Below are 15766 nucleotides of genomic sequence, written 5' to 3'. Positions count from 1 at the left end.
GTCTCCCCTCATGCTTCCCTCGAGTCGTTAGCTATATCGTTACCGATGTCCTCATCCAGGCACGCGCCGTTGCTGGCGACGATGCGCGCATACAGCAGAGCGCTGTCCTTCGGTGTGCGCCGCTGGGTTGCGAAATCCACGTGGACAATGCCGAAGCGCTTGGCAAATCCCAGCGACCATTCCAGATTGTCGAGCAGCGACCATACCATGTAGCCGCGCAGATCGACGCCCTGCTCGATCGCGGCCGCGAGCGCGGCGATATTGCCGCGCAGGCAGTCCATCCGCAGCGGGTCGTGCACCCGGCCGTGCGCCGCCTGCGGCGGGTCGTAGAAGGCCGAGCCGTTCTCCATCACGTAGACGGGCATGTCGCCATAGCGCCGCTTGAAGCCGACCAGGGTATCGGTGAGCCCCTGCGGGAACACCTCCCAGCCCGTTTCCGTGTACGTGGCCTGCGGCTGGCGCACGGGCGCCACCTGCAGCGGCCAGTTCGCTCCGTCGTGCCGGCACACGTTGCGGGTGTAGTAGTTGATGCCGATGAAGTCGAGCTTCTGGGAGATCAGGTCGAAGTCCCGCGCCGGCCAGTCGGGCCAGGCCGGCCCGAAGATCTCCTTCAGCTCGGCCGGATAACTGCCCAGGAACACGGGGTCGAGGTATTGCCGGTTCATGTAGGCGTCCGCGCGGCGCGTGGCCGCCACGTCTTCCGGCGCATCGGATGCCGGGTACTTCGGCTCGATGTTGACGACGAGGCCGATTTGATGCCTGCCGATCTCGCGGTACACCTGCACGGCCGCGCCATGCGCGCGCAGCAGGTTGTGGCTGGCGATCGGCGCCTCGTATGCGTTACGGTGTCCCGGCGCGAGGGTGCCATGCAGATAGCCGCCGTCCGTCACCACCCATGGCTCGTTCAGCGTGACCCAGTGGCGCACCCGGTCGTCGTAGCGGTCGAACACGATGCGTGCGTACGCGGCGAACCAGTCGGCAATGTCGGGATTGAGCCAGCCGCCCCGGTCGTCCAGCGCGGCCGGCAGGTCCCAGTGGTACAGCGTGACCATCGGCTCGATGCCGTTCGCCAGCAGCTCGTCGATCAGCCGGTCGTAGAACGCCAGGCCCGCTTCGTTCACGGCGCCCGTCCCTTGCGGCAGGATGCGGCTCCACGCAATCGAGAAACGGTAGGCCTTCATGCCCAGCTGCCGCATCAGCGCGACGTCGTCGCGCCAGCGGCGGTAGTGGTCGCACGCGACATCGCCTGTGTCGCCGTTGGCGATGCGGCCGGGTGTGGCGGCAAAGCGGGTCCAGATGCTGTGGCCGGCGCCGTCCGCGAGCGGCGACCCCTCGATCTGGTACGCGGACGTGGCCGTGCCCCACAGGAAGTTGGAAGGAAACCGGATCGGTCTGGTCATGGTCGTGTCACCTCGTCAGGGATGTCAATGTAGAGGGTTGCGGGCAGCGCGCGGATCGTGATGGCGCCATCGCGCCAGCGCACCGGCCGGCCGTTGAGCCGCGCGGCGCCGGGCGGGCCGCCGTAGGGCCAGCGCAGCACGATGCCGCCCGGCGGAATGGTCAGGCCGGCAGCGACGTCCAGCGTCATTTGTCCGCCGGTGCGGCGCAACCGGTAGCCGAGCTGGCCGTACGGCGTGCGCAGGCCGCGGATCGCGATGCCGTCACCGATCAGCCACGCCAGCGGAATGCCTTCAGCCAGCAGGAGCGCGTGGTCCGGCTCGCGCTCGTACGCAAACGAATCCAGTGCGGCACGCAGGAAGTCCGACGCAATCCAGCCATGCGGCATGTCGCCCAGGAAGCGCGGCGTGCGGGCATCGCGGCCGACCACTTCGGCCCACTGGTTCCACGCGCGCGGGCGCTGGTCAGCGTAGAAGTAAGCCAGCAGTTGCTCGGCCTTGTCGCGCCAGCCCAGCCGCACGAACGCGCTGACGTTGCGCAGCTCGTACGGCGTGTAGTCGTCCCAAGCCTTCGTACCGTCACGCCGCGCCGTGAAGAAGTCCCAGTACTTGCGGTACGTCTCCTCCACCAACGCGCGCGGCAGGTGTTGCTGTTCGCCGCCCGGCGTCAGCGCGATCGTCGTCGACGTCGGGTCGAAGTCGCCCAGCTCGGCGGCACCCGGCAGGTAGCCGATGCCGTGCCGGTGCGTGGCCGCATCCAGCGACGCATACAAGTCGCGGCGGAATGCATCGCGCTGGCGCGCCAGCTTGCGGGCCTCCGCCCGGCGGCCCAGCGCTTGCGCGATCGTCACCGCGTCCTTGTAGCCGCGCAGCGCCCAGAAGTCGTCCCAGTACGAATGCATCGGCTTTTCCGAATAGCCTTCGTGACTGATCGACGCGGGCATCAGGCCGAACAGAGGCGTGCCCCGTTGCGCCGGCGTGCGCTCGGACTGGCGCAGCGATTCCATGTAGCGCGCCGCCGCCGCGACCCTCGGCCACACGGCTTGCAGCGCGGCCTTGTCGCCCGTGTAGCGGTACAGCTCCGACGCAAGGAAGATGAATTCGCCATGGCTGTCGTTCTCCGGCACCGGGTCGGCGCCGCGCGCATCGACGCAGCACGGCACCTTGCCGTTGTCGAACTGGTAAGGCGCGTACCAGCGCAGGTAGTCGGCCGCCACGTCCGGCATGCCCATCCGCAGCAGCGCCTCGGACATCATCGCGCCGTCGCGGATCCACGAGCGCAGGTAGGAGCGCGTGCCGGGCTGGATCGCGGCGCCGTCGCGCGTCATCAGGATGTGCGCCAGCGACGAGCGCACCGTATCGGCCATGCGCTTGCCGGCCGGCGGCACCGTCAGCGTTACCTGGCTCAACTTCGCGCGCCACGTCTCCGCAACCTGGGCCTCGGTACGCTCCAGCCACGCCAGGCCGTCGGCCGGTGCCGCGAACGCGCCCGTCAGCGGCATCACGGCGCCGATGACGGTGCTGCCCTGCGGCGGCAGCGTCACCTTCCAGCGCAGCGCGCCGGAGGCAAAGCCCGTGTCGTCATGCACCGCCGCGGCCGCACTGCCACCTTCGAACGGCAGCAGGCCCGCATCGAACGTGGACAGCTGCACGGCATCCGGCGCGCGCAGCGGTATCAATGGCGGGCGGCCTTCGACGTGCAACGCGCGGCCGTCCCAGCGCATGTCGCGGATCGGGCTGTAACCGCCCGGCGTGTTCAGGAACTGGCGTGGCGCGTTGACCTGGAACGGCCGCGCGGCCAGCACCAGCTCGAGCGTTTGCGGCACGTCCTTCAGGTTGCGCAACGTGTAGCGCGCCAGCAGTTGCGAAGCGTCGGGCGTGCCGGCGGCGCTGGCCGTCGTCGTCAGCGTCCAGCCGGGCGCGCGCCAGTGCACCGAGGGGATCGGCAGGTAATCGTCCCGCAGCGATTGTGTGACTTCCACGTCGGCCCAGCCGGACAGCCTGCCGTCGGCCAGCACGAATGGTTCGACGGCGTAGCCGCCCCGCGCCGGCTCCAGCGCGCCATCCTCGCCGATCAATGCGCTGTGGCGCGCGCCGCCGTCGATGCCGACCAGCGTCCAGTAGGGCTGCTGGCCGGAGAAGCCGCGCGGGAACGCGCCCTGCGGTGCCTCCACCGCCAGCGCTCGAATGAAATCATTCGGTGTCGCCCCGAACGCCAGCTCCTTCAATTCCACTTCGGCCAGCGCATAGCTCTCGGCCGGGCCGTCCTGCAGCAGCAGGCGGATGTAGCGCGCCTCGGACTCCGTCAGCAGCAGCGCATCGCTGCCGCCATTGCCGTTGCGGACGCTGCGCACCGTTTGCCACGTTCGCCCGTCCATCGACAGCGCCACGTCGTAGCGGCTGGCGTGCCGGCCCGGCAGCCAGCGCAGCACCAGGCCGCCGAATTCGCGCACGGCGCCCAGGTCCACCGTCACGTCCTGCCGCTTGTCGCCCGGCGTGGACTGCCACGCCGTGTCGGCCCGGCCATCGACGGCCATCGTCGCCTGGCCCGAGCTGGCCTCGGCCCGCAATGCCGGCCACGTTGCAGGCACGGGCGGCAGCGCGCGCAACGTCAGCTCGTCGATCCACACGGATCCTTTACCGCCGCTGCCGGCGCTGACGACGAACTCGATGCGGTCGGCATGGCGCAGCGTGCGGTCTTTCGTCGGCCCCCACGCGAAGGCGACTTGCCGTTTCTTGAAGCGCACCAGCTTCCAGTCGTTGGCGAACGGGTAGTCCGGCAGCCGGTGCCACCACACGTTGTCGCCGGAGGCGTCAGTGAGCTTGAATTCGAGGTGATTGGACGGCAGGTCGCCCTTCACCATGAACGCGATCTCGTAGTTGTCCGGCAGGTCCAGCGGCAGCGTGCGGCGCGCGAACGCGTAACCGCCCTTGTCGCCGAAGTCGACGTCCAGCCGCAGCGCCTGCCCTTGCCACCCCGGCGCGGCCGAGGCACGCGCGGCCACGCCGTCGGACGCCTGCGCCTGCCACGCATCGAGTGTCTCGAAGCCATCCAGCACCGTCTGCGCGGAGGCAAACAAGGGCACGGCCAGCAGGGTTGCGATCCACCGCTTCATCCTTTCACGCTCCCCACCAGCAGGCCCTGGATGTAGTAGCGCTGCAGGCCCAGGAACAGCAGCAGCACGGGCACGATGGTCAGCACGGAGCCGGCCATCATCAGCTCGTTGTCCTGCACGTGCTCGCGCGACAGCGACGCCAGCGCGACGGGCAGCGTGTACATGTCCTTGTCCGTCAACACGATCAGCGGCCACATGAAGTCGTTCCACGTGCCGAGGAACGTGAAGATCGCCAACGTGACGAGGATGGGCCCCAGCAGCGGCAGCACGATGGTGCGGAAGATGCGCCATTCGCCGGCGCCGTCCATCCGCGCCGCCTCCAGCAGCGCATCGGGAATCGACAGCGCGTACTGCCGCACGAGGAAGATGCCGAACACGGAGGCCAGCGCCGGCACCAGCACGCCCGCGTAGGTGTTGACGAGCCCCATGTGCTTGAGCAGCAGGAACAGCGGCATCATCGCCACCTGGCCCGGGATCACGAGCGTGGCCAGCAACGTGCGGAAGATCCGTTCGCGGCCACGAAAACGCAGCTTGGCGAACGCATAGCCGGCCGTCACGTTGAACATCAGCGACAGCGCCGTCGCGGCGCTCGACAGCAGCAGGCTGTTGAGCAAATAGCGGCCGATGCCGGCATTGGCGAACAGTTCGCGGTAGTTGTGCAGCGTGGCCTGGGCCGGCAGCAGCGGCGGCGGATATGCGCTCGATTCGCCGGGCCGCATCAGCGACACTGCCACCATCCACACGAGCGGGAACACGGTCACGAAGCCGGCCAGCACCATCAGCGCGTTGAGGATCAGCTTCTTCATCCGTCGATCCCCTTCGCGACGCGCAGCTGCAGCATGGTCACGGCAAACATGATCGCGAACAGCACGAACGCGACGCTCGATGCGACGCCCAGGTTCCACCACTTGAAGCCCTGCTCGTACATGAAGTACAGCACGCTGACGGTGCTTTGCACGGGGCCGCCCTGCGTCATCACGTACGGTTCCGCGAACAGTTGGAAGTAACCTGCCATCGTCAGCACGCCGACCATCGCCAGGGTCGGCCCCAGCATCGGCCACGTCACCCAGCGGAACTGCGCCCACGTGCCGGCGCCGTCGATATCGGCCGCCTCGTACAGGTCGCGCGGAATGCTTTGCAGGCCGGCCAGCAGGATGATCATGTTGTAGCCGAAGTTCTTCCACACGGCGAACAGGATAATCGCCGGCATGCCCCAGTGGGGGTCGCCCAGCCAGTCGACCGGGTCGATGCCCAGCAGCGCCAGCGCGTAGTTGACGATGCCGTAGCGGGTATGCAGCGCGTAACGCCAGATCACGGCCACGGCGACAAGCGACGTGACGACGGGCGCGAAATACGCGGTACGGAACAGGCCCTTGAGCCACGTGACGCGGGAGTTCAGCAGCAGCGCGGCCCCCAGCGATGCGGCGACCGACAGCGGCACGCCCACGATCACAAAATAAAACGTGTTGCCCAGTGCGCGCCAGAACAGCGGCGTTTGCAGCAGCTCGGCGTAGTTGCGCAAGCCCACGAAGCGCAGGTTGGCCAGGTCGGCCAGCGCATAGATGTCGAAGTCCGTCAGGCTCATCGCCAGCGCGGCAACGACGGGCAGGAAGAAGAACACGCCGATCGCCAGCAGTGCCGGCGCCACGAAGCACCAGGCGGCGCGTTGCACGTGCGGCGTCATCGCACGGTCCCCCGCGCCAGCATCCAGCGCCGTTTTTCAAGGATGCGGTCGGCCTTGGCATCCAGTTCGACGCAGGCCGCATCTACGCCGATCGCGCCGTGCGCCACGCGCTCGCCCATCACGCGCATCTCCTGCAGGATGTTTTCCCATTCCGGCACGCGCGGCTCGGGCCGCACGTTGTCGAGCTGGATGCGGAACGGCCGCGCATACGGGTCGTTCGCCAGTCCCGGGTCGTTCCAGTTCGCGCGCCGCGGCGGCAGGTTGCCCGTCAGCGTGTTGAAGCGCGCGGCGGTATCCACCTGCGACAGGTATTCGATCAGCTGCCATGCTTCGCGCTTGTGGCGCGAAGCGGCCGCCATGGCAAGGCTGGAACCGCCGGCCAGCGACGGTGCCGGGCCGTGCGGGCCGGGCAGCAGCGCTGTCGCCCACGTGTGCTGCTTCTCCGGCAGCACGCGCCGCTTGAATTCGCCGATATTCCACGGGCCCGAGATGTAGAACGACACGTACTCGGTGGAGAACTCGTGGTAGATGTTCGACACGCGGTCCAGCGGCGCCAGCTTTTGCGCGAACATGTCCGCATACAGCTGCAGCGCGCGGCGGAACGACGGACTGCGGAAATTGCCATAGCGCCCGCCGTCGCGCAGCAGCTCGTCCGGCTGCTGCAGCGCCAGCACCAGCAGCGGCGCGAACTCCTCGTGCGGCAGCAGGATCGCGTACTTGTCCGGCCCGACGAGCTTTTTCACGGCGCGCATCGCCTGCATCCAGCCGTCCCACGTTGCCGGCAGTTCCCGCCAGCCGGCCCGCCGCAGCAGTTCGCGGTTGTAGAACATCACCCGCGTGTCGACATACCACGGCACGCCATACAGGCCGCCATTGACGACGTTCGTGTTCCAGATGCCGTCGAAAAAATCGTTCGGGTCGACGCTGCGCGACGCCTCCACATACGCATCGAGCGGCTCGATCGCCTTCAATGCCTGCAGTTCCGCGACCCAGGTATTGCCCAGCTGGAGCAGGTCCGGCATCGCGTCGCCCGCGTACGCCGTCAGCACCTTCTGGTGCGCGGCCGTCCACGGCAGCTGCTGCACCTCGACCTTCACGCCCTGATGCAGCCGCTCGAACTCCGGTATCAGCTGCGCGACCACTTCGCCCTCGCGCCCCATCGCCCAGAACTTCAGCAGCACGCGTCCATCGTCCGGCGCACGGGTGCACGCCGGCAGCGCGGCAGCCATGGCGGCGGCCGTCATCGAGCGCAGTGCTGTGCGGCGGCTTGTCACTTGTCGAGCCACCCGCCGGTAAAGCCCGCGCGCAGCAAGCCTGTGCGGATCGCCGGATTGGTGCGCATCAGCTTCCACACGAAGTCGTTGCGGTAGTTTTCCGTCATCGCCAGGATCGGGCCCTGGTCGATGCCGAGATAGTCGTCCGCCACCCAGCCCTTGCCCGGCACGACCTTGCCATGCTGGAGCTTGATGCGGTATTCGAAGCTGGGATTGAACGAATCGAGGAAGCCATAGCGGCCGTAGATGAAGTCGCCGTAGCGCTCCTTCATCGCGACGACGGCCGGCACGACGATCTCCGGCGCGAACGGCAGCGCGCTGGCGGCCGCCGTCGGCGCCAGCGTGCAGTCGTCGTGATGCGGCAAGCCGCCCATGCCGCGCGCCGCATACGTGTGGAACGGAATCTTTCGCCCCTGCCAGTCCAGTACTTTGTCGACGGGGCCGTCGCTGGCCGTGATGCCCCACATGTCGGCGCCATAGCCCTTGCACTTCAGCGGGTTCTCGACGGCGTAGTCGCGCTGGGCCAGCGTGGCGCGGCGGCTGTTCTCGAAGTAGTCGAAGCCCTTGGCCTGCATATAGGCATCGCGGATGCCGCGGAAATCGATCCACACGTGGCTGTACTGGTGCACGAACAGCGACGGGAATGTCAGGTGCGGCCGGTCATACGGTGCTGCCCAGCTCCGTTCATAGGTGCTGGTCCACGCCTGCCACGCTTCCGGCCCCAGCGCATGCTCCGGCTTCGGCGAACCGAGCGCCAGCACGTACAGCAGCATCGCCTCGTTGTAGCCCTTCCAGTCGTAGCGGTTGAAGCCCTCTTCCGGCTTCCACCCCAGCGCGACGGCCGGCTTGTTGTGCGCCGCCCATTGCCAGTCGACGCGCGCATAGATCTCGGCGGCCAGACGGCGGATCTCCGTTTCCTGCGGATCCTCGCGATCGAAATACGACTGCGCGAACAGCGCGCCGCCAAGGAACAGCGCCGTGTCGATCGTCGACAGTTCCACGTCCCTGTAGCGCTGGCCCGTCTTCATGTCGAGGAAGTGATAGAAGAAGCCCTTGTAGCCGGTCATCCCGGCCGGGGCGTCGCCCTGCGGCGCGTTGCGGAAGAAGCGCAGCGTGGCCAGCGTGCGCTCGCGCGCCTGGGCACGCGTGATCCAGCCCCGCTCGACGCCGATCGGGTAAGCCGTCAGCCCGAAGCCGACGGCGGCAACGCTGGAAAACGACGGCGTCGGATGCCGGTCCGGCACCAGGCCGTTGGCGGGATTGGCCGTCTCCCAGAAGAAGCGGAACGTGCGTTCCTGCAGGTCGTCGAACAACGGCGGCAGCGCATTGGCGGCGTGGGCCGACGTGGCGGGCACCCCGGCCAGCGCACTGGCCAATGCAAGCGTCAAGGCGGAAAGAGTTTGGCGCATCGTTACCTCGGTGGACGTGGGCGGCCGGCCCCGCATCCTGGCGGTGCGGGGCACGGAGGGCTTGATCAGAGCACGTGGTCAGAACGCATAGCGGGCGGACAGCTTGAGCGTGCGCATCGGGCCACCCATCGCATTGGCCAGGCCCACGTTCGGGTTGTCGCCGCCATAGCGGTTCGGGCTCGCGGTACCGGGAGGCCCGCCGATCCAGCCGTCATAGCCGCCGTAGTTGACGCTGTTGAACAGGTTGATCACGTCGGCCCGCAAGGTCAGCGCGCCGAAGCGGAACGTGACGTCCTTCGACACGCCCACGTCCACCTGCTTGAAGTTGTCGCCATCGCCCTTGATCGACACGCAGTTGTTGAAGCCGGTGTGGCAGTCGGTGACGCGGTACGGCAGGCCGGAACCGAACGTCGCCTTGGCGGACGCCATCAGGCCCCACGGCAGCAGGTCGCCCGACGTGGCGGCGACGACGAGGCGGTGCTTCTCCACCAGCGCGGAGGGATACCACTGGCCCGGATAGCGGCCATACGTCCAGTTGAAGATATCGTTGGTCCATTCCTTGTTCGTCGTCTTGCCGTCGCTGTACGTGTAGGTCGCCGTCACGCTCCAGCGCGAGGCGCGGGTGTACGGCTTGTCCATCTTGACGTACACGGTTTCCGTTTTCGCCTGGCTGATGAAGTCGCCCAGGATCAGCGTGCTGTAGCCCGGCACGGAACCCCACAGCGGGTCGATCGGGCTCTGGTTGCCCCAGCCGCCCTGCGGGTCGCGGTTGCCGCCGAACCAGTTGAACTGGTTGCGGCTGCGCGAGTTCGTGTAGCCCACTTCGCCGTTCCAGATGCCGAGCGCCTGGCGCAGACCGAGGCTGAACTGGTCCGTGTACGGCGCCTTGTGGTCGTTGCGGATCATCCAGATCTCGCCGCCCGGCTGCGAATTCTTCTGCAGCTCGTCCAGCGCATAGTTCGCCACCGCCCGGTCGTATGCCCTGCCCCAGCCGCCGAACACCACCGAGCTGCGGTCGCCCATCACATCGTACGAGAAGCCCAGGCGCGGCTGCCACGCGTTCTTGAACGCCTTGCGGCTGTCGCCCGTGCTGATGTAGTCGCGGATGTTGACTCCGCCCTTGGCCAGCGACTGCGCATATGTCTGGCCGGCCGGCGCGCCATCGCGCGGGTCCTGCCTGTCGAAGATGGCGACGCGGTCGGCCGGCGTCACATAGCTGTCGTTCAGCATATTGTCTTCGTAGTCGTAGCGCAGGCCCACGTTCAGCTCCAGCTTCGGCAGCACCTGCCAGTCGTCCTGCAGGTAAAGGCCATACTGCTTGTTCGTGAAGCTCACGCCCACCGGCGCAAGCGCGCCCTCGAACTTCATCTGGCGCGGCTGGCCCGTGACGTTATCGATCAACATCTCGTACATGTCCACGCTGCGCGCCGTGCCGGACAGGTCGTACTCCATCCGCTTGATCTTGAAGCCGCCCTTGATCGTATGCTTGTCCAGCCCCGTGTACGTCAGGTCGTCCTGGAACAGCAGGCCTTTCTGCTGGCGGAACTGGGCGTTCGGCGAACCGCCGGCGATCGCCACGTCCTTGACGTTGTTTGCCGTATTGCTGGGCGAGATCTTGTACTTGATGTACGGGTCGGTCGCCGACGAATGGGGGTTCCACGTGTACTTCTCGTAGCCGATCCGCGCCTCGTTGACGAAGCGGTCCGTCGTCCACGTGTGCTTGACGTCGAAGCGGTCTTCGTCGTTGTCGCGTGCCACCTCGTTGCCGGGCAGGCTCAGTAATTTGTCTTCGGGGACGAGGTCCGTTTCGCGCCGCACGCGCACCGTCGCTTCCAGCTCGTGCGCGTCGGAGATCCGCAGGTTGACCTTGCCGAGGAACAGGTCCTCGTCGAACTTCGAGACGGTGGCGCCCTGCTGGGCCAGCAGCCCCGGCACGACGCCCGTATTGGGCAGCAGGTTCGCGTTCTGCAGCACCACCTGGCGCGGATCGTCGATCTTCTTGCCTTCGTAGGCGAGGAAGAAGTGCGCGACGTCCTTCTTGATCGGGCCACCCAGGGTCATGCCGAACTGGTCCTGCTTGGACGACGGCCGGCCGATGCCCTGCGCCTCGGCCTTCTTCTGGAACGGGTCCATCGCCGTGATGTTGGTACCGGTGTGGTCCCAGAACGCATCGCCATGCAGCTCGTTGGTGCCGGACTTCGTCACCGCCGTGATCGCGGCCGACGACACCTGGTCGAATTCGGCCTTGTAGTTCTGCGCGATCACCTTGTACTCGGCGATCGCCGATTGCGGGAACGGGTTGCCGCGGCTGGAATCGAGGCCCGAGACGCCGCCGCGCAGGATATTGTTCTTCTGGCTGACGCCGTCGATGAACACGTTGACGTTGTCCTGGTTCTGCGCGCCGCTGCGCAGCGTGACGTTGCCGGACTGGTCGACGTCGAAGCGCACGCCCGGCGCCAGGTCGGCGAACGACAGGAAGTTGCGCGTGACCTGCGGCAGCCGCTCGATCTGCTCGCGCGACACGGAGGTGCCCACTTCGGACGTCGTCACGTCGCGCCGCTGCGCCGAGCCGGTGATGACGACACGCTGCGTCTGGCCGGCGGCCGGTGCGCCGGTGGCCAGGTCCAGCGTGCTGACCTGGCCCACCGACAGCGTGACGGTCTCGGTGGCCTGGTCGCCCACGCGCACCTGGTACGAGCCGGGAGCGAGGCCCGTCAGCACATAGCTGCCGTCGCCGCGCGTGGTGGTGCGGTAGGTGTAGCCGTTGGCCTGGTTGACGGCGGTGACGGGCGTGCCGGCCGGGCTGGCGGCGCCGGCGGCCGTCACCTGGCCGCGCAACGTGGCGGTCGACAGCTGGGCCGATGCGGGCACGCCGGCGAGCAAGGCGGAAGCCAGCGCGGCGGCCATCATCGACAGGCGCAGCGCTGGGCGGGGTGGTGCAATGCGTTCCATGGTCAGTCTCCCTTTTTGTGAATCCTGCTTGGTACTTGTTCCTTTGCTTGCTGTTCCTTGTTTTCCTACCCGCTGGAGGCGCGCACGACGAGCTGCGCGTCGAGCGTCGCGGCCGTGCTGTCGATGCCGGTGTCAGCGTGGCCGATGCGCTGCGTCAAGCGGGCCAGCGCCTGCGCGCCCAGTTCGGCGATCGGCACGCGCACCGTGGTCAGCGCCGGCGTCACGTAGCGGGCAACGGGAATGTCGTCGAAGCCCGCCAGCGCGATATCGCGCGGCACCGCGATGCCGGCCTGCTGCAGCGCGATCTGCGCGCCGACGGCCATCATGTCGTTGGCGGCGAACAGCGCGTCCGGCCGCTTCCTTTTCTTCGCCAGCGCCGCGCCGACGCGCGTGCCGGACTGCTCGGAGAAGTCGCCTTCGTAGACGATCTCCTTTGCCCCCGGCACCAGGTCGGCCAGCGCGGCACGGTAGCCGCGCAGCCGTTCCAGCGCCTCGTGGTTGTCTGCCGGGCCCGTGATGAAGGCGATGGCGCGGTGGCCGCAGGCGGCCAGGTGCCGCACCATCGCGTACGCGGCGCTGTAGTTGTCGATCGAGACGGACGCATAGGCACCGCCGCCTGCGCCGCTGTTCACGAGCACGACGGGCAGGTGTTCGGGCAGGTTTTGCGCCAGCAGGTCGGCATCGACGTGCGGCGACATCACGATCAAACCGTCGACGCGGCCGCGCATCGTGCGGATCGCGGCGGCCGCCTCTTCCGCGCCGCCGTGCAGGCTGGCGACGAGGATGTGCAGGCCGCGCAAGCGCGCGGCGCCGTCGATCCCGCGGATCATCTCGGAAAAGAATTCGCCGTACAGGTCCGGCAGCAGCACGCCGACCATATTGGTCAGGTTCGTCGACAGGCTGCGCGCGCCTTCGTGCGGCACGTAGCGCAACTGCTTCATCACGGCGAGGATATGGTCGCGCGTTTCCTGCGTGACGGTGGCATGCCCGTTCAACACGCGCGAAACGGAGGCGACCGATACCTGCGCCGCCCGCGCCACATCCTTGATGGTTACGCCCATTCCCGTGCCGCCTCCCTGTCCATGCGCGCATGGGTTGACCATTGCCGCGCAGCTAGCTTGTTGCCTGATGTAACCGGTTACATTGCGGTGTGCAAGTGACGTCGCCGCAGCCGTTGTCATCGGCAAGTAATGTAACCGTTTACATTTGGATATGCAAAGACTTTATTTGCCTTATGTGCAACAGCGGTGCAACAGCGCGCATCTGCCGTACGGGATACCGCCCTTCCGCATGGTTCGCCCCGGCCCCGTCATCGGCTACACTGGCAAGCAGCGATCAACTATGCAGGAAACCCGGCAATGGCGAACATGCACCTCACCCCCACCCAATTCGTGCCCGAGGCTCACCGCGAGGAAACCGTGGGCACCGTGCCCTCGAACCTGGAATCGCGCCGGCACCAGATGTTCCCCGTGCTGACGGAAGCCGAGATCAAGAAGCTGCAGCGCTTCGGCACCGTGCGCACGTACCACAACGGCGTGCGTATCCTGGAAGCGGGGCATACGACGTTCGGCATGATCGTCACGTTGTCGGGCCGTATCGCGATCAGCCGCTACGACGGCCTCGGTAACTCGTGGCCGATCACGGAACACGGCCGCGGCGAGTTCACGGCCGAGGTGTCGCAGCTGGCCGGCCGCCCCACCCTCGTCAACGCCTTCGCCGTCGGCGACGTCGAAGCGCTCGTGATCCCGCCGGAGAGCCTGCGCGCCCTCGTGATCGCCGAGGCCGAGCTGGGTGAGCGTATCGTGCGGGCGCTGATCCTGCGCCGCGTCGGCCTGCTGGAAGCCAATTCGGGCGGCCCGGTGCTGGTGGCGCCGGAGAACAGCCAGCGGCTGCACCAGCTGCGCAGCTTCCTGACCAGTAACGCCTACCCGCACACGGTGCTCGATCCGAAGGAAGACGAGCAGGCCAGGAGCCTGTGCGAGTACTACCAGCCGGCGCCCGAGGACTGGCCGCTGGTCGTGTGCCCGGACGGCAGCGTGAAGAAGAACCCCAGCAATGCCGACATGGGCCGCTGCCTGGGCCTGCTGCCGGACCTGGACGAGGACAAGGTGTGGGACGTGATCGTCGTCGGCGCCGGCCCCGCGGGCCTTGCGACGGCCGTTTATGCGGGCTCGGAAGGCCTGTCGGTGCTGGCGCTCGAGCAGCGCGCGTACGGCGGCCAGGCCGCGGCCAGCGCCCGCATCGAAAACTACCTGGGCTTCCCCACCGGGATCTCGGGCGGCGCCCTGGCCGGCCGCGCCTACGTGCAGGCGCAGAAGTTCGGCGTCGAAGTGGCGATTCCCGCGCCCGCCAACCGCCTGATCTGCGACACCTATCCCCTGGAAGTACAGCTGGCCGAAGGCAAGCGCGTGAAGGCGCGCACCGTGGTGCTGTCGTGCGGCGCGCGCTACCGCCGCCCGGCACTGGACAACATCGCCCAGTTCGAGGGCCGCGGCATCTACTACTGGGCGTCGCGCATCGAGGCGAACCTGTGCAAGAGCGAGGAAGTGATCCTCGTCGGCGGCGGCAATTCGGCGGGCCAGGCGGCCGTGTTCCTGTCCGGCCACGCGTCGAAGGTGCACATGGTGATCCGCGGCGAAGGCCTGAAGGCGACGATGTCGACGTACCTGATCGAACGCATCCGCGCGACGCCGAACATCGTGCTGCACACGCATACGGAAATCGTGCGGCTGGACGGCGACGATGAAGGCCTGAAGGGCGTCCAGCTGCGCAACAAGCGCACCGGCGAGGAAAGCGCCTGCGACGTGTGCCGCGTGTTCCTGTTCATCGGCGCCGATCCGAACACGGACTGGCTGGGCGATTGCGGCGTGGACGTCGACGCGCAAGGCTTCATCCGTACCGGTCACGACGTGACGAAGGCGCAGTGCCGCGCCAATTTCGATGAAGGGATCTACCCGAAGGACCAGCCGGTGCGCGCCGCGCTGGAGACGAGCGTGCCGGGCGTGTTCGCGATCGGCGACGTGCGCGCCGGTTCCACCAAGCGGGTGGCGGCAGGGGTCGGCGAAGGCGCGCAGGTCGTGTCGCAGATCCACGCGTTCCTGGCCAACCTGCCGCTGGCCGTGTAGGGCTCAGCCCAGGGCTTGATGCCGGCGGCGCGCCACGCCGCCGAGCGCCAGCAAGCCGACGGCCAGCGTTGCGTAAGGTGCCGGCTCCGGCACGGCGGAGATGGCTGCATCGACCGCGTTGTAGACGATCTGGTTCGACCACGCCGCGGCCAGCGGATACGAGTCGGCCGTCAGCAGGTTCACGTTGAGCGCGACGATCGTGCCGGCGCCGTACTGGCGGTAGCCCAGCAGCGCGCTGCCGTCGTCCCATGCCAGCACCGGCGTGGCACCGTCGAGGAACGCATTGCCCCGCTCGCGCGAGACGATTCCAGCGCCCTCTTCCGGCAGCTGCACGCCGCGCAGCAGCCAGCTCTCCGCGTCCAGCGCGCTGATCGCCGTCAGCGACTCGCCCACCTGGAAGCCGCGGCGGGGGCCGAACACGCTGGTCGCTGCCGTGAAGGACGTCTGCGTGAAGCTCCACGGCACCTGGATCAGCGTGCCGCCGTTGAACACGAACGCGTCCAGCGCGGCGGCATCGGCGCGCGCATTGCCGTCCTGGATGAACACGTCCAGGCCGGCCAGCGCGCCGGCGTCGTAGCGCTCGTACAGGCTGACCGTATCGCCGCGCGCCGTCAGCGTGGCAGCCAGCGTGCCGTCGTAATGCCAGCTCCAGCCGATGCCGACGTTGGCCGCCTGCGTGGCGGACGAAAGGGCCAGCAACAGCGCTGCAGGGAGGGTTTTCAGCATGACGAACCTCGCTTCGTTGAAAAAATTACCAGAAGAAAGGATTGTACATGCGTAGAAAGATATTTCCTTGATAAAAGACGAAG

At 67.6% G+C, this 15766-nt stretch carries 10 protein-coding genes; 1 reads left to right on the top strand and 9 read right to left on the bottom strand.

The features are described 5' to 3' along the window. Positions 1-8 precede the first annotated feature (8 nt). From IP92_RS03445 to IP92_RS03410, 8 genes are all read right to left on the bottom strand, one after another. Positions 9-1400, bottom strand: coding sequence for a GH1 family beta-glucosidase (locus IP92_RS03445; protein WP_145873091.1), 1392 nt, complete (start codon positions 1398-1400; stop codon positions 9-11). Continuing rightward, complete coding sequence (locus tag IP92_RS03440) at positions 1397-4513, bottom strand: discoidin domain-containing protein (protein WP_145873090.1); 3117 nt, start codon at positions 4511-4513, stop codon at positions 1397-1399. Before IP92_RS03440 ends, IP92_RS03445 begins: the two co-directional genes overlap by 4 nt. Further along, positions 4510-5319: a carbohydrate ABC transporter permease gene (locus IP92_RS03435; protein ID WP_145873089.1), complete on the bottom strand. Its 810-nt coding sequence runs from the start codon at positions 5317-5319 to the stop codon at positions 4510-4512. Before IP92_RS03435 ends, IP92_RS03440 begins: the two co-directional genes overlap by 4 nt. Continuing rightward, a complete protein-coding gene (locus IP92_RS03430; RefSeq protein ID WP_145873088.1) occupies positions 5316-6197 on the bottom strand; it encodes a carbohydrate ABC transporter permease in 882 nt (293 codons plus the stop codon). Before IP92_RS03430 ends, IP92_RS03435 begins: the two co-directional genes overlap by 4 nt. Then, on the bottom strand, positions 6194-7441 hold the full coding sequence (locus IP92_RS03425) for a sugar ABC transporter substrate-binding protein (protein ID WP_145873087.1): 1248 nt from the start codon (positions 7439-7441) through the stop codon (positions 6194-6196). Before IP92_RS03425 ends, IP92_RS03430 begins: the two co-directional genes overlap by 4 nt. Before the next feature lie 26 nt (positions 7442-7467). Next, a complete protein-coding gene (locus IP92_RS03420; RefSeq protein ID WP_199271816.1) occupies positions 7468-8880 on the bottom strand; it encodes a glucoamylase family protein in 1413 nt (470 codons plus the stop codon). Between the two features lie 78 nt (positions 8881-8958). Beyond that, on the bottom strand, positions 8959-11832 hold the full coding sequence (locus tag IP92_RS03415; RefSeq protein ID WP_145873086.1) for a TonB-dependent receptor: 2874 nt from the start codon (positions 11830-11832) through the stop codon (positions 8959-8961). 65 nt (positions 11833-11897) lie between these two features. Further along, a complete protein-coding gene (locus IP92_RS03410) occupies positions 11898-12893 on the bottom strand; it encodes a LacI family DNA-binding transcriptional regulator (protein ID WP_145873085.1) in 996 nt (331 codons plus the stop codon). Positions 12894-13190: 297 nt separating this feature from the next. Between IP92_RS03410 and IP92_RS03405 the strand changes: the two genes are divergently transcribed. Further along, complete coding sequence (locus tag IP92_RS03405; RefSeq protein ID WP_145873084.1) at positions 13191-14957, top strand: FAD-dependent oxidoreductase; 1767 nt, start codon at positions 13191-13193, stop codon at positions 14955-14957. A 3-nt stretch (positions 14958-14960) separates the two neighbouring features. On the opposite strand, the gene IP92_RS03400 is transcribed toward IP92_RS03405, so the two are convergent. Then, positions 14961-15683, bottom strand: coding sequence for a hypothetical protein (locus IP92_RS03400; RefSeq protein WP_145873083.1), 723 nt, complete (start codon positions 15681-15683; stop codon positions 14961-14963). Positions 15684-15766: the final 83 nt, after the last annotated feature.

It is taken from the genome of Pseudoduganella flava, assembly GCF_007830495.1.
GTDB classification, from domain to species: Bacteria; Pseudomonadota; Gammaproteobacteria; order Burkholderiales; family Burkholderiaceae_D; genus Rugamonas; species Rugamonas flava.
The sequence above is the reverse complement of the archived record's forward strand: the minus strand, read 5'-3'. Positions and strand labels throughout refer to the sequence as shown.

What these genes read in the sequence shown, in the direction of transcription:
- IP92_RS03445 (WP_145873091.1), bottom strand. Translation starts at nt 1,400, where the DNA reads ATGACCAGACCGATCCGGTTTCCTTCCAACTTCCTGTGGGGCACGGCC.
- IP92_RS03440 (WP_145873090.1), bottom strand. Translation starts at nt 4,513, where the DNA reads ATGAAGCGGTGGATCGCAACCCTGCTGGCCGTGCCCTTGTTTGCCTCC.
- IP92_RS03435 (WP_145873089.1), bottom strand. Translation starts at nt 5,319, where the DNA reads ATGAAGAAGCTGATCCTCAACGCGCTGATGGTGCTGGCCGGCTTCGTG.
- IP92_RS03430 (WP_145873088.1), bottom strand. Translation starts at nt 6,197, where the DNA reads ATGACGCCGCACGTGCAACGCGCCGCCTGGTGCTTCGTGGCGCCGGCA.
- IP92_RS03425 (WP_145873087.1), bottom strand. Translation starts at nt 7,441, where the DNA reads ATGACGGCCGCCGCCATGGCTGCCGCGCTGCCGGCGTGCACCCGTGCG.
- IP92_RS03420 (WP_199271816.1), bottom strand. Translation starts at nt 8,880, where the DNA reads ATGCGCCAAACTCTTTCCGCCTTGACGCTTGCATTGGCCAGTGCGCTG.
- IP92_RS03415 (WP_145873086.1), bottom strand. Translation starts at nt 11,832, where the DNA reads ATGGAACGCATTGCACCACCCCGCCCAGCGCTGCGCCTGTCGATGATG.
- IP92_RS03410 (WP_145873085.1), bottom strand. Translation starts at nt 12,893, where the DNA reads ATGGGCGTAACCATCAAGGATGTGGCGCGGGCGGCGCAGGTATCGGTC.
- IP92_RS03405 (WP_145873084.1), top strand. Translation starts at nt 13,191, where the DNA reads ATGGCGAACATGCACCTCACCCCCACCCAATTCGTGCCCGAGGCTCAC.
- IP92_RS03400 (WP_145873083.1), bottom strand. Translation starts at nt 15,683, where the DNA reads ATGCTGAAAACCCTCCCTGCAGCGCTGTTGCTGGCCCTTTCGTCCGCC.